Source organism: Streptomyces sp. NA02950 (assembly GCF_013364155.1).
In the GTDB taxonomy this organism is placed as follows: domain Bacteria; phylum Actinomycetota; class Actinomycetes; order Streptomycetales; family Streptomycetaceae; genus Streptomyces.
In genome coordinates, this window is record NZ_CP054916.1 from 5,653,493 (window position 1) to 5,674,264 (window position 20,772).

Here is a 20,772-nt window from a genome sequence, read left to right on the forward strand (position 1 = left end):
GCTCCGGGAAGCGGCGCCTCCAAAGCCGGGTCGTGTTCGAGCGGGTCACTACTACGCCTACCCGTATTGGCCACCGCGTGGCAAGTCCACGTTGTCCATATTTGCCGAAGTATGCGAAATGTTCGGCTACCGGAGGACCGGGTAAAAGGCGTAGGCTTCGACGCGCGCAATCGAAAGCAACGAGACGCCAGAAGAGGTGCGCACATGGACCGCGGGATGGTCGGCAGCGCCAGCAAGGGCCGGCTCCAGGTCGAGGTTCGGCACCACGGGGCGAGTGCGGTCGTCACACCGGCGGGTGAGTTGGATCACCACACCGCCGAAGTGCTGCGCGAGCCGCTGGAGAGGTGTGTGGAAGGGGGGCGCGTACGGCTGGTCGTGGACTGCTCCAAGCTGGAGTTCTGTGACTCGACGGGGCTGAATGTCCTCCTGGGTGCCCGCCTCAAGGCCGAGGCCGAGGGTGGTGGAGTCCACCTGGCCGGGATGCAGCCCATCGTTGCCCGCGTGTTCGAGATCACCGGAGCGGAAGCCGTCTTCACGCTGCATGACTCGCTCGATGCAGCGCTCGTCGAGTGATCTGCGTCACCCCTGTTTCCGCTGTGGCCCGAGTGGGCCGTCCATGCGTTGCCCGCGTCACACCAGTGGTGTCGAAGAAGTGGGTGTTCTCACGCTTTGGCCGGGCAGGAGACAGGCTGAAACTGTTGAAGAGATCAGGTAACCCTTCTCCCTGAATCGGCGAATCGGTGAGGTGAAGCGCTGATGAGCACCACCCGGCCGTACCCGCCGGGCGACCGCAGCCCGGACTCGGACGGCCCCGCCGCTCCGGCCACCCCACCGGGCGCTCCATCCGCCGGGCGGAGCCGCCAGGTCCGCAGGCTCCATCTGATCGGAGCCAGCGGAGCCGTCCCCCGGGCCCGTGACTTCACGCGCGAGGCGCTGCGCGACTGGGGCTGGCTGCCGGCCGCGACCGCCGACCAGCGGGCTGCCGCGGAAGACGTGCTGCTCGTCGTCTCCGAACTGGTCACCAACGCCTGCCTGCACGCCGACGGTCCCGAGGAACTGCGCGTCAGCCGCAACGCCAAGGTGCTCCGCCTCGAGGTGGTCGACCTCGGCACCGGTACGCCCGCGCCGCGCACTCCGCACCGCGCCGGACGCCCCGGCGGCCACGGCATGTTCATCGTGCAGCGGCTGTGCCTCGACTGGGGCGTCGTGCGGAACGTGGAAGGAAGCGGCAAGACGGTCTGGGCGGATCTCGCCGCTCCGGCCTGAAGAGCACGGCCCCGGCCCGGCACCCCCCGTGCGCTCCGCGCCCTCGGGTCCGGCTGACCCGCCGCGGCACCCCCCGCCCGCCGCCCCCGCGGTCACCTGCTTCCGCAAGCCGCCTCCGCGGTCCGCCGAGCCCGCCGCCGCCCGCGTCCGCACCATCCGCTTCACCCGGAAGCTCCACCTTCTTCACGCCGATCGGGCGTGTTTTCTGTCTTCCCTCTCCACGGTCCCGGGCGTACTGTCGGCGCCCGATCTGATGTGCCGTCAGTTCTCCGGCTGCGGCGCTCGACGAGAGGGGATCTCGTGGTGTCCCACGCACAACGCCGTACGGCCGGCCGTGGCGGCGCCCTCACGCTCGCCGCGGCCGTGGCCGGTTCCGCGGTCTTCCTCGCCGCCCCGTCCGCCCACGCCATCACCGTCGATGTCGACTACCGGTGCAAGACGCCGATCGGCGACAAGAGCGCCGTCTCGCCCATCGACATCAAGAGCGTGAAGAGCGGCGGCGGCTACCGGCTCACCATGTCCTTCGAGAAGGGCGTCTCCTCCAGTCCGGTCGAACTCGGCAAGGGCGCCATGCACCCCAGCGCGCTCATCAAGCTGGGCGGTGCGGAGACCGGGACGGTGTCGGTCTCCGGGCCCGCCAACGGCAAGGCGATCCCCGCCAACGCCCCGATCAGGATCCGTGATCTGACGGGCACCTACACGCCGAAGAAGAGCGGCAAGGTCACCTTCACCGCCTCCACCCTCACCATCAAGGCCCTGGGGACGACCACCACCTGCACCCCCGGTAACCACCCGAAGCCCTCGCTGACGCTGGACGTCAAGGGGGCGGGCGGCTCCGGGTCCGGCGGCGGAAGCGGATCCTCCGGCGGAAGCGGCAGTTCCGGCGGTGGTACGGGAGGCGGCGGGGGCACGGGCGGTACGAGCGGCACGGGCGGTTCCCAGGGCGGCGGCTCCCAGCTTCCGCAGACCGGACCGGCCGACTCCGCCCTCGCGCTCGGCACCCTCGGCGGCACCGTGCTCCTCTCCGGAGTGGCCGGAGCCCTCTGGCTGACCCGGCGCCGCGGTCAGCCCGCCTAGTGCCGCGTCAGCCGAGGTTCGCCCCGCTCGCCGCCCTGGCACGCTCCCCCGGCTACCGCTGGGAGGTGCCCCCTCTCGCCGCGTTGGCCGAAAGCCCGGGCACGCCCACTACGAGTGCTTCCCCGCCGCCTTGCGATCGCACGCACCAAGGCGCCTCGCCACCGGGCACACCTTGGCTGACGCGGCAACCAGCGCCGCCTCCGCCCCGGCCGGGCCGCACGAGGACGAGCCCCCAAGGAGCCGCCGATGCCGTCTCGTACCCACACCGCCGTCCGCGCCCGCGCCGTCGCGCTGCTGACCGCCCCTGTGCTGACCCTCGTGCTCTTCCCCACGGCGGCGGCCACCGCGGCCCCCGCCGGGCCCGGGGGACACAGCTGGTCGGCGGAGCCCGCGCCCGGTGGCGGAAACGCGCCGGGCGCGGGCGACCGGGCGTACTTCTATCTGGAGGGCGCCCCCGGTGCCGTCCTCCACGACACCCTCGCGGTCACCAACGAGGGCACCCGGCCCCGCACCGTCCGGCTGCGCGGCACCGGCGGCACCTGGCTCGCGCTCGTCGAGCGCAGCGTGACCGTGCCGCCCCGCACCCGCGCCGATGTCCCGCTCACCGTCACCGTCCCCGCCGACGCGCCACCCGGCGACCGCTCCGGCGCGGTCAGGGTCTCCGGCGGCGGGCGCGAGATCGCGGTCCGGACGCATCTGCGGGTCAACGGGCCCGTGCTGGCCGCGCTCTCGGTCGAGGACGTCCACGTCGAACGGCACGGCGACGGGGCGGCCATCCGCTACGCCCTCGTCAACCGCGGCACCACCGTGCTCACTCCACGGCTGGCGGTACACGCCGACGGGCTCTTACGGCGCGGTGCTGCGCCGCGCCGCCCGCACCCTGCCGGTCGAACTGGCCCCCGGTCGCCGGGTGCGGCTCACCGAGACCTGGCCCGATCCGCCCGCCCTCGACACGGTGGCGGTGAAGCTCACGGTGACCGCGGGCGGGGGAGCGCATGACGCGGCGTCCACCACCTACACCGCCGTCCCCCTGTGGCCGCTCGTCCCGGCGGCGGTCGCGGTGCTGGGCGCGGGCACCGGCGCGGGCGCGTGGCTGCTGCGGCGGCGGCGCCGCGCACCGCAAGCGGCCGTCGCGGGGCCGGAAGCGGACGGGCCGGAGCCGCGAACAGCCGTCGCGGAGGCGGGAGCGGACGAATGAAACGACACAGCGCGCACCCGTCCGCCGCACCCGCCGCGCTCTTCGTCCTCGCCCTGCTCCTGGGCACCCTCGCCGTACCGTTCACCGGCCGCGCCGCCGCGGCCGACGGCCCGACCGTCGCGGTCTCCCCGCGGGAGGCGGGCACCGGCGGTTCGACCACCGTGACCGGCCGCGGCTGGCGGCCGCGGGCGCTGCTCACCCTGCTCATCTGCGGACAGAACATGATCGGCGGCACCGACTCCTGTGCCAATTCCGACGGCAGGGCGGTCACCACCGGAGCTGACGGAACGTTCCGCCGGAAACTGCCGGTCGTCGATCCGCCCAAGCCCTGTCCCTGCGTCGTCCATGTCGCGACCGTCACCGGTGACGCCGCCGCGGCCGACGTGGCGTTCCGCGTCGCCGGACATCCGGTGAAGCCCCTGCCCACGGAGCGCACCGGCGGTGAGCGGCTCAGCGTGCTCTCGGCACGGCTCGACGGTTCGAGCGGGCCGCTCACCTGGTTCGGCGCGCCCCCGCGCCGGACGCTCGTGGTCACGGTCGCCAATCTCGGCTCGACCCCGGCCCGTGACCCGGTCTTCCGGGTGGGCGCCTCGCACGGTGTCTTCGCGCCCTCGTGGGAGGAGCGGCAGTGGCGAGGGACCCTCGAACCGGGGAAGAAGGCCCAGGTGAAGCTGGCGGTCGAGCTGTCGGCCGGGGCCCATGGCGACTATGTCGTCTCGCTGAAGTACGGCCGCACGCTGCTGGTCGAGCAGCCGTGGACGGTCGGCCGGCCCTGGGGGGTCACGTTCTTCTGGATCCTGCTGTGCGTGGTGATCCCCGCGGCGGTCTTCCGGATCGGCATGGCCGTGGTGGACAAGGTGCGGCCGCGCCCGGCGGTCTCGGCCGCCCCCGCCCGTACCGCCCCTACCCGCCGCCGCGCCCGCGACGCTACGCCCCTGCCCTGGTTCACCCCGGACACACTGCCGGGGCCACAGACGCAACACCCTTCCGCACCGTCCGAGAACAACCGACCGACCCCGAAAGGATCGACGTGAGTACGCAACGAAGAGTGGGTGCGGCAGCCGTCGCGCTGGTGCTCGGCGGTGCGGGCGTGCTGATCGGCGCGGGCACCGCACAGGGCGCCGAGGTCTCGTACAAGACCGAGTGTCTGCCGCCGCCGATCTCCGGAATGCCGCCGGTGCAGGGCACCACGACGGTGGACGTACAGGCCCCGGCCACGGCCAAGGTGGGCGACGAGGTCGAGGTGGTGTGGAAGACGGTGCGGGCCGCCTCCAAGAACCCGCCCATCCTCGATCTGGAGAAGGACACCGTGAAGCCCACCGGCACCATCACGGTGGGTGGGGCGCAGACCGGAGACCTGGTGATGGAGGGGGCGCGGGAGAACCCGCCGATCCCGAAGGACAGCCCGATGAAGCTGTCCGACATGAAGGCCAAGCTGAAACTGACCAAGGCGGGGGAGGTGACGCTGACGCCCGGCGCGTACAACATCAACGTCAGCAAGCCGATCTCCACGGACACCAAGTGCTCGGCGAAGGAGACGGTCAAGGCCGCCGCCACCATCAAGGTGACCGACGGCGGCGGCACCACGACGGGCGGTACGACCACCGGCGGTACGACCACCGGCGGTACGACCACGGGGGGTACGACCACCGGCGGTACGACCACGGGGGGTACGACCACCGGCGGTACGACGACGGGCGGGACCACCACCGGCGGCTCCACGACCGGTGGTTCGACGACCGGCGGCGGTGGCGGGGGCGGTGACACCCGGACCGGTCAGCAGGTGAACGTCGACTACCGCTGCAAGACCCCCATCGGCGACAAGGAAGCCACCTCCCCGGTCCAGATCAACGCGACCAGGAAGGGCGGCGATTTCGATCTCACCGTGAAGTTCGGGAAGTCCGTGATGGACAGCCCGGCCGACATCCCCGCCGACTCCGTCAAGCCCTCCATGGCCGTGAAGGTCGGCGGCGCCGACAAGGGCACGGTCGCCGTGGCCGGCCCGACCAACAAGGGGCCCATCAAGTCCGGTGAACCGATCGAGATCCCGGACCTCACCGGCACCTACACACCGGGCGCGAGCGGCAAGGCGACGCTCACTCCCGGTGTGCTGACGGTCAAGGCGCTCGGTACGACCACCACCTGCACCCCGGCCAAGGACCCCGGCGCCTCGCTGGAGCTGGACACCACCGCCCAGCCCGGCGGCACGTCCGGTGGCACCTCCGGCGGTTCCGGCGGCACTTCGGGCGGCACCTCCGGCGGCACCGGCGGCAGTTCGTCCGGCGGCACCGGCGGCGGACTGGCCGAGACCGGCGCGAGCGACCACGGCGGGCTGAAGGCGCTCGCCCTGATCGCCGGTACCTCGGTCCTGCTCGGCGGTGCGGTCTTCACCCTCACCCCGTGGCGCAAGCTGCGCGGCACCCGCTGACCGGATCGGCTGACCGGATCCCGGGAACGGACCACGGGAACCGACCACGGGAACGGATGAGGGGCCGTGTACGGCCTCAGCGCACGTCGGCCATGAGAGCCACGATCTTCCTGCGGTACATGGAGACCGCGAATCCGGCCAGCGCCGCGAGGCTCGCCTCCAGCGCGATGACACCCGTACCGCTCAGGTCGACCCCCGCGATGGACAGCAGGCCCGTGGTGCAGTCACCGGCGGTCACGGCGAGGAACCACACGCCCATCATCTGACTCGCGTACTTCGCCGGAGCCATCTTGGTGGTCACCGACAGACCGACCGGGGACAGACACAGCTCACCCATCGTCTGGATCATGTAGATCGACACCAGCCACATCGGGCTGACCGTGCTGCCGTCCGACGCCATCGCCATCGGCACCACGAAGACGAAGAAGGACGCGCCTATCAGGACCAGGGCCATCGAGAACTTCACCGTGGTGTTGGGCTCCCGTTCGCGCCGGGCCAGCCACAGCCACAGCCACGCGAAGACCGGGGCGAGCGCCATCACCCACAGCGGGTTCACCGACTGGAACCACGAGGACGGGAAGTGCGCGCCGAAGATGTTGTCGGCGGTCTTGGTCTCGGCGAAGGCGGACATCGTGGAGCCGCCCTATCGTCACCGCTCGCAGGGGTTGCCTGCGCGGTGGCGCCCTTCGTGAGGCTGGACGCCATGGGGGGTTTCCTTGTGTGGTCAGGTGGCGCTCGTGTGGTTGGTTCGGTCGCCTTGTCCGGCTCCGGACACGACAGAGACCTTCGGCGGCGTGTAGTGGCCAAAGGTCCCGAGAGGAGCTACAGACAAATGTTCACTTTACACACGCCTGTCCCGCCCTCCGGAGGCGATGAGATATAGCTCACGGAGGGAGCGCACAAGCGCACAACCATATGAGCCCCGGCCGTGGTCCCGTGCGCGCCCCGTGCTCCGACCTCGGCGGACTACCATCACCCCATGACCCGAGTACTGCTCGCCGAGGATGACGCATCCATCTCGGAGCCGCTCGCTCGCGCCCTGCGCCGTGAGGGGTACGAGGTCGAGGTGCGGGAGGACGGACCCACCGCGCTCGACGCCGGGCTGCAAGGGGGCGTCGACCTGATCGTCCTCGATCTCGGCCTGCCGGGGATGGACGGTCTCGAGGTCTGCCGCCGTCTGCGCACCGAGGGCCATGGCTTCCCGGTACTGGTGCTCACCGCCCGCGCGGACGAGGTGGACACGGTGGTCGGGCTGGACGCGGGCGCCGACGACTATGTGACCAAGCCCTTCCGTCTCGCCGAGCTGCTCGCCCGGGTGCGGGCGCTGCTGCGGCGCGGCGCGGTCGAGACCCAGGCCCAGCAGCCCTCCACCCACGGGGTGCGGATCGACGTGGAGTCGCACCGCGCCTGGATGGGCGACGAGGAGCTCCAGCTCACGGCCAAGGAGTTCGACCTGCTGCGCGTCCTGGTCCGGGACGCGGGCCGGGTCGTCACCCGCGACCAGCTGATGCGCGAGGTGTGGGACACCACATGGTGGTCCTCGACCAAGACCCTCGACATGCACATCTCCTGGCTGCGCAAGAAGCTCGGGGACGACGCCGGCAACCCCCGCTATATCGCCACCGTCCGGGGTGTCGGATTCCGTTTCGAGAAGAGCTGACGGTGGCTGAGACGGTAGGACCGTGCGCCGTCGCCTGATCAACTCCACACTCGCCGTGGTGCTCGTGGTCATCGCGGTCTTCGGGCTGTCGCTGGTCGTCGTGGAGACGCGGACCATCGAGAACAGCGCCCAGGAGAGCGTGAGATCCGACGCGGTGCGGCTGGTGAGCATCGTCGACAGCAGGCTGCTGGGCGGTGAGGGTGTCACCGCCAGGGTGCTGCGCGAACAGATCGAGCCCGGCCGCTACGCCGTCATCAGGATCCCCGACCACCCCACGGTGGAGATCGGCAAGCGGCCCGGCGGCAGTGTGATCTCCTCCGAGGAGAAGGGTGAGCAGGGCGAAGTGGTGCGGGTCGAGGCGTCCCGCTCCACGGTGAGCCGGGAGATCGGCCGCACCATGCTGATCATCCTGGCGGTGGCGCTGCTCGCGGTGCTCGCCGCCGTCCTCCTCGCCGTACGGCAGGCGCGACGGCTCTCCGCCCCGCTCACCGATCTCGCCGAGACCGCCGAGCGGCTGGGCTCGGGCGACCCGCGGCCGCGCCACCGCCGCTACGGGGTGCCGGAGCTGGACCGGGTCGCCGATGTGCTGGACTCCAGCGCCGAGCGCATCGCCCGGATGCTCACCGCCGAGCGGCGGCTGGCCGCCGACGCCTCGCACCAGCTGCGGACCCCGCTGACCGCGCTGTCCATGCGGCTGGAGGAGATCACGCTCACCGACGACCCGGAGACGGTCAAGGAGGAGGCCACCATCGCGCTGGGCCAGGTCGAGCGGCTCACCGATGTGGTGCAGCGGCTGCTGACCAACTCCCGTGATCCGCGCAGCGGCTCCGCGGTCGCCTTCGACCTCGACGAGGTGGTCAAGCAGCAGATCGAGGAGTGGCGCCCGGCCTCCCGCAGTGAGGGGCGCGCCATCGTGCGTTCGGGCAAGAAGGGGCTGCGGGCGGTCGGCACCCCGGGCGCGGTCGCCCAGGTGCTGGCCACCCTGATCGAGAACTCACTGATGCACGGGGACGGCACGGTCGCGCTGCGCACCCGGGTCACCGGCAACCAGGCGGTGGTCGAGGTCTCCGACGAGGGTCCGGGCGTCTCGCCCGACCTCGGCGCGCGGGTCTTCGAGCGGACCGTCAGCGGACGCAACTCCACCGGGCTCGGGCTCGCGGTCGCCCGCGATCTGGCGGAGGCCGACGGCGGACGGCTGGAGCTGCTGCAACAGCATCCGCCGGTCTTCGCGCTCTTCCTCAGCCGCGAGGCCGAGGGGCAGGGCGGCTCCTGACCGGCCGGTCAGCGCCGCTCCGGGCCGCGTGCGGACCGGCTGCCCCCGGACCGGCTGCTCCCGGGCGCGCTACTTCCGGATCGGCTGCTTACGGGTGGGCTGGGCGGGCGGTGCGTCGGAGAGAAAGGATTCCGCCCGCACCACGGCCTCCCGGGCGGGCAGTGTCCGGAACACCCAGGTCCGGTAGGACCAGAAGCGGAAGAGGGTGGCCACTCCGATGCCGAGGAACTTGAACGCATTGCTCTGGAGCTGGCTGTCCCAGCCGAAGCCGTACGTGGCCGTGTAGAGCACACCGTTCTCGATGATCAGGCCGATCGCGCTGAACAGCAGAAAGAGGCTGAGCTCCTTGGTACGTCCCTGCTTGTCCCGGTCCCGGTAGGTGAAGTACCGGTAGCCCAGGTAGTTGAAGCAGGTCGCGACCACCGTGGCCACGATGGACGCCCGCACCACCGGCAGCTCGGTGAACTCCCGGACCACGTTGAAGACCGCGAGATTGACGAAGACGCCGGCACCGCCGACCACCCCGAACTTCGCGATCTCGCGGGCGAGTTGCCCCACCTGGGCACGCAGCCCGCCGAGTGTGCGCCGTTCACTCATGGTGATCGTTCAGCCCCGTCCGTCGGCATTCATCATCGGGCCCATGCTAACCAGCGGCCCGCCCGCCCGCCCGCAAGGCGCAGTCTTGGCGCAAACCCGGAATTCTGGATGATCCTCCAATGAGGGTCGGAGGTGGCCGACGGAGGAAGTTACCCTGTGAGGGTGACATTCCCGGTAGTCGGCATGGTCGGCGGCGGCCAGCTCGCCCGTATGACCCATGAGGCGGGCATCCCCCTCGGTATCAGGTTCAAGCTGCTCAGTGACACCCCCCAGGACTCGGCGGCCCAGGTGGTCAGCGATGTGGTCATCGGTGACTACCGCGACCTCGCGACCCTTCGTGCGTTCGCACAAGGCTGTGATGTGGTCACCTTCGATCACGAGCATGTCCCCGCGGAGCATCTGCGGGCCCTCGAGGCGGACGGCGTGATCATCCGCCCCGGGGTCGAGGCCCTGCTGCACGCCCAGGACAAGGGCGTGATGCGGGAGCGGCTGCGCGCGGCCGGGGTGCCCTGCCCCCGCCATCGCATCGTGACGGATCCCACGGACGTGGCGCGGTTCGCCGAGGAGGGCGACGGCTTCCCCGTCGTCCTCAAGACGGTGCGCGGCGGCTACGACGGCAAGGGCGTGTGGGTGGTCCGCGACGCGGAGCAGGCGGCCGATCCGTTCCGCGCCGGGGTGCCCGTCCTCGCCGAGGAGATGGTCGACTTCAGCCGTGAGCTGGCGGCCAATGTGGTGCGCTCCCCGCACGGCCAGGCCGTGGCCTACCCCGTGGTGGAGTCCATCCAGGTCGACGGGGTGTGCGACACGGTGATCGCCCCCGCCCCCGGGCTGTCCGGGGAGCTGTCCGCCCAGGCCCAGGAGCTGGCCCTGCGGATCGCGTCCGAGCTGGGTGTCGTCGGGCATCTGGCGGTGGAGCTCTTCGAGACCCGGGACGGGCGGCTGCTGGTCAACGAGCTGGCGATGCGCCCGCACAACTCCGGCCACTGGACCCAGGACGGCGCCGTCACCTCGCAGTTCGCCAACCATGTGCGCGCCGTGCTCGATCTGCCGCTGGGCGATCCGCGCCCGCGCGCGACATGGACCGTGATGACCAATGTCCTCGGCGGTGACTTCCCCGACATGTACGGGGCGTACCTCCATTGCATGGCGCGCGATCCAGGGCTGAAGATCCATATGTACGGCAAGGACGTGAAGCCCGGACGCAAGGTCGGTCACGTCAACACCTATGGCGACGATCTGGCCGATGTGCGTGAACGCGGCCGCCACGCCGCCGACTACCTCAGAGGGACCATCACCGAATGAGCGCTCCTGCGATCGGCATCGTCATGGGGTCGGACTCCGACTGGCCCGTCATGGAAGAGGCGGCCAAGGCCCTCGACGAGTTCGAGATCCCCTACGAGGTGGATGTGGTCTCCGCCCACCGGATGCCGCACGAGATGGTCTCCTACGGGGAGAACGCGGCACCCCGCGGCCTCAAGGCGATCATCGCGGGCGCGGGCGGCGCCGCCCATCTGCCGGGCATGCTCGCCTCGGTCACCCCGCTTCCGGTGATCGGTGTCCCGGTGCCGCTGAAGTACCTGGACGGGATGGACTCGCTGCTCTCGATCGTGCAGATGCCGGCCGGGGTGCCGGTGGCCACGGTCTCGGTCGGCGGCGCCCGTAACGCCGGGCTGCTGGCCGTCCGGATCCTGGCCGCCCACGACGCCGAGCTCCAGGCCCGGATGCGGGAGTTCCAGGAGGAGCTGAACAAGCAGGCCACGGAGAAGGGCAAGCGGCTGCGGGCCAAGGTGAACGGGGCGGGCGCCTTCGGCTTCGGCAAGTGAGCATCCGCCGATGAGCCGCTGATCGGCCGCTGATCAAACACCGCTCAGCGGCCGATCAGGAGCCATACGGCAATCAATCTGATGGGGCGTGACTTCGGTCATTCAACATTGCAAGATGTGACGATGACCGATCGTCTCGCGCAAGCCCGTGAACTGCTGACCACCCACCCCGTGGTCGACGGCCACAACGACCTTCCGTGGGCCCTGCGTGAGCAGGTCCGCTACGACCTCGACCGGCGCGACATCGCCGCCGATCTGAGCGCCCACACCCACACCGACCTCCCGCGGCTGCGCGCGGGAGGCGTCGGCGCCCAGTTCTGGTCGGTCTACGTCCGCTCCGACTTCAGCGGGGACACCGCCGTCAGCGCCACCCTCGAACAGATCGATGTGGTCCGCCGCTTCACCGCGGCCCACCCTGACCAGCTGCGCCCGGCGCTCACCGCCGACGACGTGGAAGCCGCACGGGCCGAGGGCCGGATCGCCTCCCTCATGGGAGCCGAGGGCGGCCACAGCATCAACTGCTCCCTGGCCACCCTGCGCGCCCTGTACGACCTCGGGGTGCGCTACCTGACGCTCACCCACAACGACAACGTCCCCTGGGCGGACTCGGCCACCGACGAGCCGCGCGCCAACGGCCTCACCCGCTTCGGCGAGGAGGTCGTCCGGGAGATGAACCGGCTCGGCATGCTCGTCGACCTCTCCCATGTCTCGGCCGACACCATGCGCGACGCGCTCCGGGTCACCGAGGCCCCCGTGGTCTTCTCGCACTCCTCCGCCCGCGCAGTCTGCGACCATCCGCGCAACATCCCCGACGACGTGCTGGAGCTGCTGCCCGGCAACGGCGGGGTGGCGATGGTCACCTTCGTGCCCAAGTTCGTGCTGCCGGAGGCGGTCGCCTGGACCCAGGCGGCGGACGAGAACATGCGCGCCCACGGACTGCATCCGCTGGAGATGTCGGAGGCCGGAATAGCGGTCCACCGCGCCTTCGAGGAGGCCAATCCGCGCCCGAGGGCCACCGCGGCCACCGTCGCCGACCATCTGGACCATATGCGCGAGCTGGCGGGCATCGACCACATCGGCATCGGCGGCGACTTCGACGGCACCGCCTTCACCCCCGACGACCTCGCGGATGTCGCGGGCTATCCGAACCTCATCGCCGAACTGCTGGACCGCCGCTGGTCACCGGCCGACCTCGCCAAGCTGACCTGGCAGAACGCGGTCCGTACGCTGCGCTCGGCGGAGGACGTGGCGCGCGGGCTGCGGGAGTCCCGGGGCCCGTCGGTGGCCACGATCGAGCAGCTGGACGGCGTCGCGGCCCGATAGCCGGACGGCGCCGCCGGGATCGAACCCGGCGGCGCCGTCCGCGCGTTCAGCAGGTCAGGCCAGGGGGCGGCCGAGTGCCCGGTAGTGCCAGCCCGCCTCGCGCCAGCGGTCCGGGTCCAGGGCGTTGCGCCCGTCCAGGACGCGGCGCTCGGCGACCACCTCGCCGAGCCCGGCCGGGTCCAGCTCACGGAACTCGCGCCACTCGGTGAGGTGCAGCACCGCATGGGCGCCGCGCGCCGCCTCCAGCGCGCTGGGCGCGTAGGCCAGGGTCGGGAAGAGGGCGCGGGCGTTGTCCATGCCCTTGGGGTCGAAGACGGTGACCTGGGCGCCCTGGAGCTGTATCTGCCCGGCGACGTTGAGTGCGGGGGAGTCCCGTACGTCGTCCGAGTCCGGCTTGAAGGTCGCGCCCAGCACCGCCACCCGCTTGCCCAGGAAGCTGCCGCCGATGGCCTCGCGGGCCAGCTCGACCATATGGCCGCGGCGCCGCATGTTGATCGAGTCCACCTCGCGCAGGAAGGTGAGCGCCTGGTCCGCGCCCAGCTCACCGGCGCGGGCCATGAACGCCCGGATGTCCTTGGGCAGACAGCCGCCGCCGAAGCCGATCCCGGCACGCAGGAACTTCTTTCCGATGCGCTCGTCATGGCCGATGGCCTCGGCCAGCTTCACCACATCGCCGCCCGCGGCCTCGCAGACCTCGGCCATGGCGTTGATGAAGGAGATCTTGGTGGCGAGGAAGGAGTTCGCCGAGGTCTTCACCAGCTCGGCGGTCGGGTAGTCGGTGACCACGAACGGCGAGCCCTCGGCGATGGGTGTGGCGTACACCTCGCGCAGCTGCTTCTCGGCCCGTTCGCTGGTGACGCCGACCACGATCCGGTCCGGGTGCAGGGTGTCCTGGACGGCGAAGCCCTCGCGCAGGAACTCCGGGTTCCAGGCCAGCTCGGCGTCGCCGCCGACCGGGGCCAGCTCCGCCAGCCGGGCCGCCAGCCGGTCCGCGCTGCCCACCGGCACCGTGGACTTGCCGACGACCAGCGCCGGACGGTGCAGATGCGGGGCGAGCGACTCCACCGCGGAGTCGACGTAACTCATGTCACAGGCGTACTCACCGTGCTTCTGCGGGGTGTTCACACAGATGAAGTGGACATCACCGAACTCACCCGCCTCCTCGTAGGAGCTGGTGAAGCGCAGCCGCCCGGTCGCGCCCCCGATGCCCGCGACATGGCGCCGCAGCAGCTCCTCCAGGCCCGGTTCGTACATCGGCACCGTGCCCGCCGAGAGCATCGCGATCTTCTCGGGGACGATGTCAAGACCCAGCACCTCGAACCCCAGCTCGGCCATGGCCGCGGCGTGCGTGGCGCCGAGATAGCCGGTGCCGATCACTGTGATCTTGGGGGGCATTGGGAAGCTCCAGAGCGGTCGGTCGCAGATGCGGTGACTGAGCATAGTCGGGCAGCGGACCAGGTCCGAGTCACGTCTGTCGGCTACCTCACGTATACCTCTCGCGGTGGCGCCCCTAGAATTCAGTTACTTAACGGTAGTTAGCGCACTCAGGGGAGTGGAAGACCTTGGCGTCCTCGGTGAACGACTTCGACCTGTACCGGCCGTCCGAGGAGCACGACATGCTCCGCGATTCGGTCCGCTCCCTCGCCGAGGCGAAAATAGCGCCCTTTGCCACGGAGATCGACGAGGAGGGCCGCTTCCCGCAGGAGGCGCTGGAGGCCCTCGTCGCCAATGACCTGCACGCGGTGCATGTCCCCGAGTCCTACGGCGGCGCGGGCGCGGACGCCCTGGCCACCGTGATCGTCATCGAGGAGGTCGCCCGGGTCTGCGCCTCCTCCTCGCTGATCCCCGCGGTCAACAAGCTGGGCTCGCTGCCGGTCGTCCTCTCCGGCTCCGAGGAGCTGAAGAAGAAGTACCTGGGCCCGCTCGCCAAGGGCGACGGGATGTTCTCGTACTGCCTCTCCGAGCCGGACGCGGGCTCGGATGCGGCGAGCATGAAGACCAAGGCCGTCCGCGACGGCGACTTCTACGTGCTCAACGGTGTGAAGCGCTGGATCACCAACGCCGGGGTCTCCGAGTACTACACGGTGATGGCCGTCACCGACCCCGAGAAGCGCTCCAAGGGCATCTCCGCCTTCGTCGTGGAGAAGTCCGACGAGGGTGTCTCCTTCGGCGCCCCGGAGAAGAAGCTCGGTATCAAGGGCTCCCCGACCCGCGAGGTCTACCTCGACAACGTCCGGATCCCCGCCGACCGCATGATCGGCGCCGAGGGCACCGGCTTCGCCACCGCGATGAAGACCCTGGACCACACCCGCGTGACCATCGCCGCCCAGGCGATCGGTATCGCCCAGGGCGCGCTGGACTACGCCAAGGGGTACGTCCAGGAGCGCAAGCAGTTCGGCAAGGCCATCGCCGACTTCCAGGGGATCCAGTTCATGCTGGCCGACATGGCGATGAAGCTGGAGGCCGCGCGCCAGCTCACCTACGCGGCCGCCGCCAAGTCCGAGCGCGTCGATGGCGATCTCACCTTCTTCGGCGCCGCCGCCAAGTGCTACGCCTCGGACGTCGCGATGGAGGTCACGACCGACGCCGTCCAGCTGCTCGGCGGCTACGGCTACACCCGTGACTACCCGGTCGAGCGGATGATGCGCGACGCCAAGATCACCCAGATTTATGAGGGCACGAACCAAGTTCAGCGGATCGTGATGGCAAGGAACCTTCCCTAGCAGGGTTTTTGCAGGTCAGGAGCTGTTTCGAGGGTCCGCAGGGACACCTTCGGCTTTCTGCTCGTTGCGGCCCGATCAGGGCCGTTCCTGGGCGTCATGCTGGGGGAATGCTGGGCCGACACCGGACTGAAAACAGCCACTGACCTGCACAAACAACACAGCCCCCGGCGCGACGCCGGGGGCGCCTTTGTCGGTATGCCCGGCATGGGCGATTGCTTGGGGGTGGAAGTCCCCTGGGGGAAGAGGTGGTGCTAACCCCGAGCCGGAGGCAACGGCGTCATCGTGAGGTGGGGTCGGGAGGAAGCCCGAGGCGAGACCTGGGCACTGAGGAACACGAACCGTGTATGAGGCGTGCTGGTCGGGTGAGCCCGCCGACGAGGGTGAAGCCCGTCACTGCCAAGAAGGCCAGTGCGTAAACGCGGCAGCGGTCCAGGGACAGTGATCGTTCTTATCCGGGGAGGTCTGTCCGGGTGTCGGTTGTGCTGAGGTGCCGCCGCGCCGACGGTCCGCACTGGAAGGTGCGGGCTGACCGGGCAGAAGTCAGCAGAGGTCGTAGTACCAGCCGGGGTGGCCGTGAGTGCGGCGGGCTGGGAAGGGCCGAACATCGAGTGGAACGGGTGATGTGATGTCTGCTCGTGCCGGGCACGATGACCGCAGCAAGTCCGCGTCAGTGGTGCCGTCCGGGGAGGGACCGGTGCATTCCGGCGATGTCCTGGCGGAGCGTAGTGTCCGGTCGGCGCGTCTCACGGAAGACGTTCACCGCGAACAGGAACCCGCCTTGTGGGAGTTGATGCTCTCGAAGGAGAACCTGCTCGCGGCGCTCAACCGCGTCGAAGCGAACCGGGGGGCTCCCGGGGTGGACGGGATGACCACGGCGGAGCTTCGTCCGTGGTTGCTGGTGCACTGGCCCGTTGTCCGGGCTGAGCTCGATGCGGGCACTTACCGGCCGGCGCCGGTCCGTCAGGTGATCATCCCGAAGCCTGGCGGCGGTGAGCGGATGCTGGGGGTGCCGCGGGTGCTGGACCGCTTGATCCAGCAGGCTATCGCGCAAGTGCTCGTGCCCGTTTTCGACCCGCAGTTTTCGGGGTCGTCCTTCGGGTTCCGTCCCGGCCGGTCCGCTCATCAGGCGGTCAGGGTCGCGAGGCGGGCGATCGAGGACGGCCACCGGTGGGTCGTGGACCTTGATCTGGACCGGTTCTTCGACCGGGTTCAGCACGATGTCCTGATGGCGCGGGTCGCGCGGAAAGTCAGTGACCGCAGGGTCTTGAAGTTGATCCGCAGGTACCTGGAAGCCGGGATCATGGTGGACGGCGTGAAGATGCCGAGTGCGGAGGGAACCCCGCAGGGGTCGCCGCTTTCGCCCGTCTTGTCGAACGTCATGCTCGACGACCTGGACCGGGAGCTGTTCAGGCGCGGTCACCGGTTCGTGCGTTACGCCGACGATGTGCGCGTCTTCGTGCGGAGCGAACGGGCCGCCCACAGGGTGCTTGCCTCGGTCACGGCCGTGGTCGAGCAGCGGTTGAAACTGAAGGTCAACCGGGAGAAGTCAAGAGTTGTCCGAGCGTCCGCCGCCATGCTGCTGGGGTTCGGCTTCTACTTCACCCGGAACGGGGTCAGGATCCGGATTGACCCGAAGGCGCTGGCGCGCTGGAAGGCGAAGATCCGGGAGCTGACCTCACGCCGGTGGAGCATCGCGATGGACGAACGGATCGCGAAGATCGACCGGTTCATGACCGGGTGGATGGGCTACTTCCGGATCTCGGATGCCTCCAGGGCGTTCCGGGACCTGGACGAGTGGTTCCGCCGCAGGATGCGGCAGATCCGCTGGAAGGAATGGAAGCGTCCCAGGACGCGCCAGGCCATGCTGCGAAAGCTCGGCATCAGCGAGCGGCTCTCCCGTGAATGGGGAGGCACCAGCAAGGGCTACTGGCGGGTCGCGGGGTCTCCCGTCCTTGCGCGGGCACTGCCCAATGCCTACTGGGACGATCTTGGTCTGCGCACGCTCAAGCCGACCTGGCAACGGTTGAGATCAGCTGGATGAACCGCCGGATGCGTGGCCCGCATGTCCGGTGGTGTGAGAGGAGGGACGGGCGACCCGTCCCTCCTACTCGATTCTCTCTCGTTGCTTGGACTACGCGACTGGGCAGGCCAGTTCAGGGTGCGAACGATTCGGGGAGCACGTCACCACTGCCAGGGACAGATACGAGGGACGTTCGAGGTAGAAGCCGTACGACACATCAGCACCCGAGTGCAGTTGTTCGGCAGCGGCGTTCACCAGTCGGGCCAGGCGTGTGGTGTCTCGGTCCCTCTCCGATGCGAAACGGGGGGTGTACTCGGACAGACGCTCACCGAGCCAGGCCGCCGCTTCCTTCGCCTCATCCCACGTGCCCCGAACCAGTGAACGGGGCTTGACGAGCCAGTACGCCGTTTCCAGCGGAGGGAGATCCGACGTAGGGAACTCTGCGGCCACCTCGCGGTAACGAAGGATCAGTTCCGACCTGCTCTCTGCCGGGGGCGGATCTGGATGAGGGGGCCGCCGTAGGGCCTCATTGTCGAAACGCTCTTTCGGGCCAGTCCATAGATAGCTGTGCTGGTGCACCAGTCGTTCCGTTCAGAGGAGTGCCAGCCGGGCCGGACCCAGGGACGGGGGATGGACCCGGCCCAACTGGCGGGAGGGGGAGGATCAGACGTTCAGGCCGAAGCGCGCCGGGTCGATACCGGCCGCGTCCAGCTCCTCCGTGGTGAACCGCAGCGGCTGCGCGTCCGGCCGCTTGCTGTCACCGAGCGCCCAGAGGCCATCACCGATCTGGGCCAGGGTCACGCATCCCTCGGTACAGGGGCCGCCGCACGCCTGGACGAACGAGGCCCCGCTGATGTCGAGCGCGTACAGGTCGGTTCCGTTCTGCATCACTGCACCTTCCTGCTCAACTAATCGCGGCCATGACTGACCGCCGCCGCCCGTACCGGGCGGGAGTCCAGTTCCCCCACACAACCTGCGGCGGGGCTCTACTCGGCGCGAACGACCATGGCGAACGAGGTCTTGATGCGTCGGAAACCGGCGTGACCGGAGCGGCCCGTGTGGCTCATGCACTCCACATCGATGGACGCCGACTCGGTGGAAGGTGTCGCCTTCCACTTGCAGTGCAGGCACTCAGCCTCAAAGGTCACGTCCGTATCCGGGTGCTCGGTGATCCTGTGCATCACGTACCGCATCGCCGTTCTGATGCTCACAGGCCGCCCCTACGGCTCCGCGCGTTGGCCTCGGCAACTCTGCTGCTCAGTCCCTCTATCGGCCCATTCGGTGGGGCCTTGTAGTCAGGACACTTCGGGCTCCCACACTCGCACCGGGGCCAGCGCAAGGCCGAACTGGGCGCCATGTCGGCGCCTCCGGGGCCAGGGTCGCTCTTCTGCACCATGAGCACGCCCCCTACGCCGAATGCTCCGGAGAGACGGGAGAGGAACTGTCGGGCCTCACTGCTGCCGAGATGATCAGCCGGTTCGGTGCCCAACGCTCTGCTGTCGCCCATCACACCGCGCCCTCCCGATCGATTCCGCGTCGATGTGCCGACCGTAGGAAGTGGCGACTGTCAGGCTCCACAAACTTGCACGAGCTTGCACGCCAATTGGCATGACTGGTAGCGGTATTGACGCTGTCTCCGCAGTTCAACGAAGCTGATGCAAGCCCGAGCAAGCACCTAGACCAGGGAGCCAGCCATGGCCGTAGAGTTCATGGGAATTGACCCCGACACGGACCGGGACCACTGCCCCACCGTGTGGGCCGATGCCGAAGCTCAGGAGATCTTGTTGCAGGGGTGGAAACCGAGCACCGAGACTCAGGCGGAGTGCGAGGCAAGCAGCCCCGCGAACGGTCCGGTGCCCGAGAGCGAAGCCATCGTGAGGATTCCGGCCCGGATGATCCCGATGATCAGGGAGGCGTGTGATGCCGTCGAGCGTGCCCAGCTTCGCTGAGCTGCTTGGCCAGTGCGAGCGGTCCGCCGTCCACCTGGAGCTGCGTGACTCCTACGCGCCAACGGATCGGTTCGAGGCATGGAAGCGGGGCGAGCGGATCAAGTGGGAGGACCGCGAATCCTGGTGGCACCCCTATGACCAGTTGATCACGGACACTGTGGCCCGGGGTGTGGTGATCCGTCGGGCCCGGGTGGTTTCCGAGCCGGTATCGGACTACATCCGGTGGGAGCACTACGTCACCCGCGCCAACATCACGGCGGGTGAGGAAGTGCGGTGGTTGCCACGGCGACGGGCCACGAGTATCGCCCTGCCGGGGAATGACTTCTGGCTGTTCGATGGTGCGCTGCTCCGGGTGCACCACTTCTCAGGTGACGGCGTGGTGGTGGAGGACGAGATTACGACGGACCCCGAAGCCGTGAAGCTGTGCTCCGCCGCCTTCGAAGCGGTCTGGGAGCGAGCGATCCCGCACCACCTGTACAAGATCTGACGAAAGCCAGCTCCGTGCCCCCACACCCCTCCTCACGCGTTCAGAAGGCCCGCGAAGAGCTGGCCGGCCGTCTGCGCGAGATCCGGAAGGACGCGGGAATCAGCGGGCGGGAGCTGGCCGTCAGGTGCGGTTGGTCAGAGTCGAAGTCATCCCGGATCGAGAACGCGAAGACCCCTCCATCCGATAGAGACATCGGAGCGTGGTGCCGGGCCTGCGCCGCTGATGACCAGGTCCCCGACTTGATCGCGGCTAACAGACAGTCCGCCGATGCTCATGTGCAGTGGAAAGGGCTCCAGCGGAGCGGCCTACGTCGCCTGCAAGAGTCGACCGGCGATCTGTACCAACAAACCAAGCTATTCCGGATCTACGTCTCCGACGTGATTCCCGGATTCCTCCAGACGCCCGGATACGCCACCGCGCTGCTGTCAGCCATCGCAGACTTCCGAGGAACCCCGGATGACGTGAGTGACGCTGTGGCGGCCCGCATGAGGCGTAACGGGGTGCTGAGCAATGGCACACGCCGGTTCTCGTTTGTAGTGGAGGAGTCGGTGTTGCGGTACCGGCTGTGCAGCGCAGAGACGATGGCAGCGCAGCTTGGTCATCTGCTCGGGGTCATGGATCTCCAGAACGTTGCCGTGGGGATCGTCCCGTTCTCGCCGCAGCGGACGATGTGGCCGATGCCCACCTTCACGATCTTCGACGACAGCAGGGTGCACGCGGACACGCTGGATGCTGCTGCCACCCTCACGCAGCCAAGCCAGGTCGAGCTGTACGCCCGAGCGTTTGAGCGGTTGTCGCAAGGGGCCGCGAGGGGAGCAGCAGCACGTTCCCTGATAGCGGATGCGGTGGCCTCCCTCACGTGACAAGCGATGTCGGTGCACCCCTCGGTAGTGATCATGGGGAAATGCTGGGGGAGTACCTCCTGAGGGGTATGTTCGTGCAGGTCAA

22 protein-coding genes and 1 pseudogene are annotated in these 20,772 nt (G+C 69.4%); 17 read left to right on the forward strand and 6 right to left on the reverse strand.

The genetic code is table 11. The features are described from left to right. The first annotated feature begins 204 nt into the window (after window positions 1-204). The 7 genes from HUT19_RS24780 to HUT19_RS24805 all read left to right on the forward strand — a co-directional run bounded on the left by HUT19_RS24780 (window position 205) and on the right by HUT19_RS24805 (window position 5,969). Complete coding sequence (locus tag HUT19_RS24780; protein ID WP_176182567.1) at window positions 205-573, forward strand: STAS domain-containing protein; 369 nt, start codon at window positions 205-207, stop codon at window positions 571-573. 183 nt (window positions 574-756) lie between these two features. Beyond that, window positions 757-1,266: an ATP-binding protein gene (locus HUT19_RS24785; RefSeq protein ID WP_176182568.1), complete on the forward strand. Its 510-nt coding sequence runs from the start codon at window positions 757-759 to the stop codon at window positions 1,264-1,266. 300 nt (window positions 1,267-1,566) lie between these two features. Then, window positions 1,567-2,343, forward strand: a complete 777-nt coding sequence (locus tag HUT19_RS24790; protein WP_176182569.1) for an LPXTG cell wall anchor domain-containing protein — start codon at window positions 1,567-1,569, stop codon at window positions 2,341-2,343. Between the two features lie 246 nt (window positions 2,344-2,589). Then, entirely contained in the window at window positions 2,590-3,342 is a 753-nt protein-coding gene (locus tag HUT19_RS24795) for a hypothetical protein (RefSeq protein WP_368661707.1), read from the forward strand. Further along, the gene (locus tag HUT19_RS44350; RefSeq protein WP_368661708.1) at window positions 3,305-3,541 is read left to right on the forward strand and encodes a hypothetical protein; all 237 of its coding nucleotides are present in this window, start codon (window positions 3,305-3,307) and stop codon (window positions 3,539-3,541) included. The genes HUT19_RS24795 and HUT19_RS44350 overlap by 38 nt, the downstream gene beginning before the upstream one ends. Further along, window positions 3,538-4,575 carry a hypothetical protein gene (locus HUT19_RS24800; protein WP_176182570.1) on the forward strand — a complete coding sequence of 346 codons (1,038 nt, stop codon included), beginning with the start codon at window positions 3,538-3,540 and terminating at the stop codon, window positions 4,573-4,575. The genes HUT19_RS44350 and HUT19_RS24800 overlap by 4 nt, the downstream gene beginning before the upstream one ends. A 14-nt stretch (window positions 4,576-4,589) precedes the next feature. Then, a complete protein-coding gene (locus HUT19_RS24805; RefSeq protein ID WP_176187266.1) occupies window positions 4,590-5,969 on the forward strand; it encodes a hypothetical protein in 1,380 nt (459 codons plus the stop codon). Between the two features lie 76 nt (window positions 5,970-6,045). Here the strand turns inward: HUT19_RS24805 and HUT19_RS24810 are convergent. After that, a pseudogene (locus HUT19_RS24810) lies at window positions 6,046-6,612 on the reverse strand (oligopeptide:H+ symporter); the annotation flags it as partial. Window positions 6,613-6,948: 336 nt separating this feature from the next. Between HUT19_RS24810 and HUT19_RS24815 the strand changes: the two are divergent. Continuing rightward, window positions 6,949-7,629: a response regulator transcription factor gene (locus HUT19_RS24815; RefSeq protein ID WP_176182571.1), complete on the forward strand. Its 681-nt coding sequence runs from the start codon at window positions 6,949-6,951 to the stop codon at window positions 7,627-7,629. 22 nt (window positions 7,630-7,651) lie between these two features. Next, a complete protein-coding gene (locus HUT19_RS24820) occupies window positions 7,652-8,902 on the forward strand; it encodes a HAMP domain-containing histidine kinase (RefSeq protein ID WP_176182572.1) in 1,251 nt (416 codons plus the stop codon). 69 nt (window positions 8,903-8,971) lie between these two features. On the opposite strand, the gene HUT19_RS24825 is transcribed toward HUT19_RS24820, so the two are convergent. After that, complete coding sequence (locus tag HUT19_RS24825) at window positions 8,972-9,499, reverse strand: GtrA family protein (protein WP_176182573.1); 528 nt, start codon at window positions 9,497-9,499, stop codon at window positions 8,972-8,974. Between the two features lie 162 nt (window positions 9,500-9,661). On the opposite strand from HUT19_RS24825, the gene HUT19_RS24830 reads away from it, so the two are divergent. The 3 genes from HUT19_RS24830 (at window position 9,662) to HUT19_RS24840 (ending at window position 12,645) form a co-directional block, all read left to right on the forward strand. Then, window positions 9,662-10,801, forward strand: coding sequence for a 5-(carboxyamino)imidazole ribonucleotide synthase (locus HUT19_RS24830; protein WP_368661709.1), 1,140 nt, complete (start codon window positions 9,662-9,664; stop codon window positions 10,799-10,801). Next, complete coding sequence (gene purE, locus HUT19_RS24835) at window positions 10,798-11,322, forward strand: 5-(carboxyamino)imidazole ribonucleotide mutase (protein ID WP_176182575.1); 525 nt, start codon at window positions 10,798-10,800, stop codon at window positions 11,320-11,322. Before HUT19_RS24830 ends, purE begins: the two co-directional genes overlap by 4 nt. A 123-nt stretch (window positions 11,323-11,445) precedes the next feature. Further along, window positions 11,446-12,645, forward strand: coding sequence for a dipeptidase (locus HUT19_RS24840; protein ID WP_176182576.1), 1,200 nt, complete (start codon window positions 11,446-11,448; stop codon window positions 12,643-12,645). Between the two features lie 54 nt (window positions 12,646-12,699). Here HUT19_RS24840 and HUT19_RS24845 read toward each other — a convergent pair whose 3' ends face one another. Beyond that, window positions 12,700-14,040: a UDP-glucose/GDP-mannose dehydrogenase family protein gene (locus HUT19_RS24845; RefSeq protein WP_176182577.1), complete on the reverse strand. Its 1,341-nt coding sequence runs from the start codon at window positions 14,038-14,040 to the stop codon at window positions 12,700-12,702. 167 nt (window positions 14,041-14,207) lie between these two features. On the opposite strand from HUT19_RS24845, the gene HUT19_RS24850 reads away from it, so the two are divergent. Both HUT19_RS24850 and ltrA read left to right on the forward strand, forming a co-directional pair. After that, window positions 14,208-15,368, forward strand: a complete 1,161-nt coding sequence (locus tag HUT19_RS24850; RefSeq protein ID WP_303332075.1) for an acyl-CoA dehydrogenase family protein — start codon at window positions 14,208-14,210, stop codon at window positions 15,366-15,368. A 790-nt stretch (window positions 15,369-16,158) separates the two neighbouring features. Further along, the gene (gene ltrA, locus HUT19_RS24855; RefSeq protein ID WP_217712253.1) at window positions 16,159-17,409 is read left to right on the forward strand and encodes a group II intron reverse transcriptase/maturase; all 1,251 of its coding nucleotides are present in this window, start codon (window positions 16,159-16,161) and stop codon (window positions 17,407-17,409) included. A 90-nt stretch (window positions 17,410-17,499) separates the two neighbouring features. Here the strand turns inward: ltrA and HUT19_RS43210 are convergent, their stop codons facing one another. The 3 genes from HUT19_RS43210 to HUT19_RS24865 form a co-directional block, all read right to left on the reverse strand. Then, window positions 17,500-17,967 (reverse strand): hypothetical protein, encoded by a 468-nt coding sequence (locus tag HUT19_RS43210; RefSeq protein ID WP_254885765.1) that lies wholly within the window; start codon window positions 17,965-17,967, stop codon window positions 17,500-17,502. A gap of 84 nt (window positions 17,968-18,051) precedes the next feature. Continuing rightward, on the reverse strand, window positions 18,052-18,276 hold the full coding sequence (locus tag HUT19_RS24860) for a DUF397 domain-containing protein (RefSeq protein WP_176182578.1): 225 nt from the start codon (window positions 18,274-18,276) through the stop codon (window positions 18,052-18,054). A gap of 98 nt (window positions 18,277-18,374) precedes the next feature. After that, entirely contained in the window at window positions 18,375-18,599 is a 225-nt protein-coding gene (locus HUT19_RS24865) for a hypothetical protein (protein ID WP_254885767.1), read from the reverse strand. Between the two features lie 483 nt (window positions 18,600-19,082). Here HUT19_RS24865 and HUT19_RS24870 point away from each other — a divergent pair, with 483 nt between their 5' ends. The 3 genes from HUT19_RS24870 to HUT19_RS24880 are packed head-to-tail and all read left to right on the forward strand — an operon-like array spanning window position 19,083 to window position 20,687. Then, a complete protein-coding gene (locus tag HUT19_RS24870) occupies window positions 19,083-19,337 on the forward strand; it encodes a hypothetical protein (protein WP_176182579.1) in 255 nt (84 codons plus the stop codon). After that, a complete protein-coding gene (locus HUT19_RS24875) occupies window positions 19,309-19,824 on the forward strand; it encodes a DUF6879 family protein (protein WP_176182580.1) in 516 nt (171 codons plus the stop codon). Before HUT19_RS24870 ends, HUT19_RS24875 begins: the two co-directional genes overlap by 29 nt. 14 nt (window positions 19,825-19,838) lie before the next feature. Next, window positions 19,839-20,687: a helix-turn-helix transcriptional regulator gene (locus HUT19_RS24880; protein WP_176182581.1), complete on the forward strand. Its 849-nt coding sequence runs from the start codon at window positions 19,839-19,841 to the stop codon at window positions 20,685-20,687. The last annotated feature ends 85 nt before the right edge of the window (window positions 20,688-20,772 follow it).

Excerpts from the sequence above, each read along its gene's own strand:
- HUT19_RS24840 (WP_176182576.1), top strand. The coding sequence starts at position 11,446 with ATGACCGATCGTCTCGCGCAAGCCCGTGAACTGCTGACCACCCACCCC.
- ltrA (WP_217712253.1), top strand. The coding sequence starts at position 16,159 with ATGCTCTCGAAGGAGAACCTGCTCGCGGCGCTCAACCGCGTCGAAGCG.
- HUT19_RS24825 (WP_176182573.1), bottom strand. The coding sequence starts at position 9,499 with ATGAGTGAACGGCGCACACTCGGCGGGCTGCGTGCCCAGGTGGGGCAA.
- HUT19_RS24815 (WP_176182571.1), top strand. The coding sequence starts at position 6,949 with ATGACCCGAGTACTGCTCGCCGAGGATGACGCATCCATCTCGGAGCCG.
- HUT19_RS24870 (WP_176182579.1), top strand. The coding sequence starts at position 19,083 with ATGGCCGTAGAGTTCATGGGAATTGACCCCGACACGGACCGGGACCAC.
- HUT19_RS24860 (WP_176182578.1), bottom strand. The coding sequence starts at position 18,276 with ATGCAGAACGGAACCGACCTGTACGCGCTCGACATCAGCGGGGCCTCG.
- HUT19_RS24875 (WP_176182580.1), top strand. The coding sequence starts at position 19,309 with ATGCCGTCGAGCGTGCCCAGCTTCGCTGAGCTGCTTGGCCAGTGCGAG.
- HUT19_RS24785 (WP_176182568.1), top strand. The coding sequence starts at position 757 with ATGAGCACCACCCGGCCGTACCCGCCGGGCGACCGCAGCCCGGACTCG.
- HUT19_RS24795 (WP_368661707.1), top strand. The coding sequence starts at position 2,590 with ATGCCGTCTCGTACCCACACCGCCGTCCGCGCCCGCGCCGTCGCGCTG.
- purE (WP_176182575.1), top strand. The coding sequence starts at position 10,798 with ATGAGCGCTCCTGCGATCGGCATCGTCATGGGGTCGGACTCCGACTGG.
- HUT19_RS24800 (WP_176182570.1), top strand. The coding sequence starts at position 3,538 with ATGAAACGACACAGCGCGCACCCGTCCGCCGCACCCGCCGCGCTCTTC.
- HUT19_RS24780 (WP_176182567.1), top strand. The coding sequence starts at position 205 with ATGGACCGCGGGATGGTCGGCAGCGCCAGCAAGGGCCGGCTCCAGGTC.
- HUT19_RS24845 (WP_176182577.1), bottom strand. The coding sequence starts at position 14,040 with ATGCCCCCCAAGATCACAGTGATCGGCACCGGCTATCTCGGCGCCACG.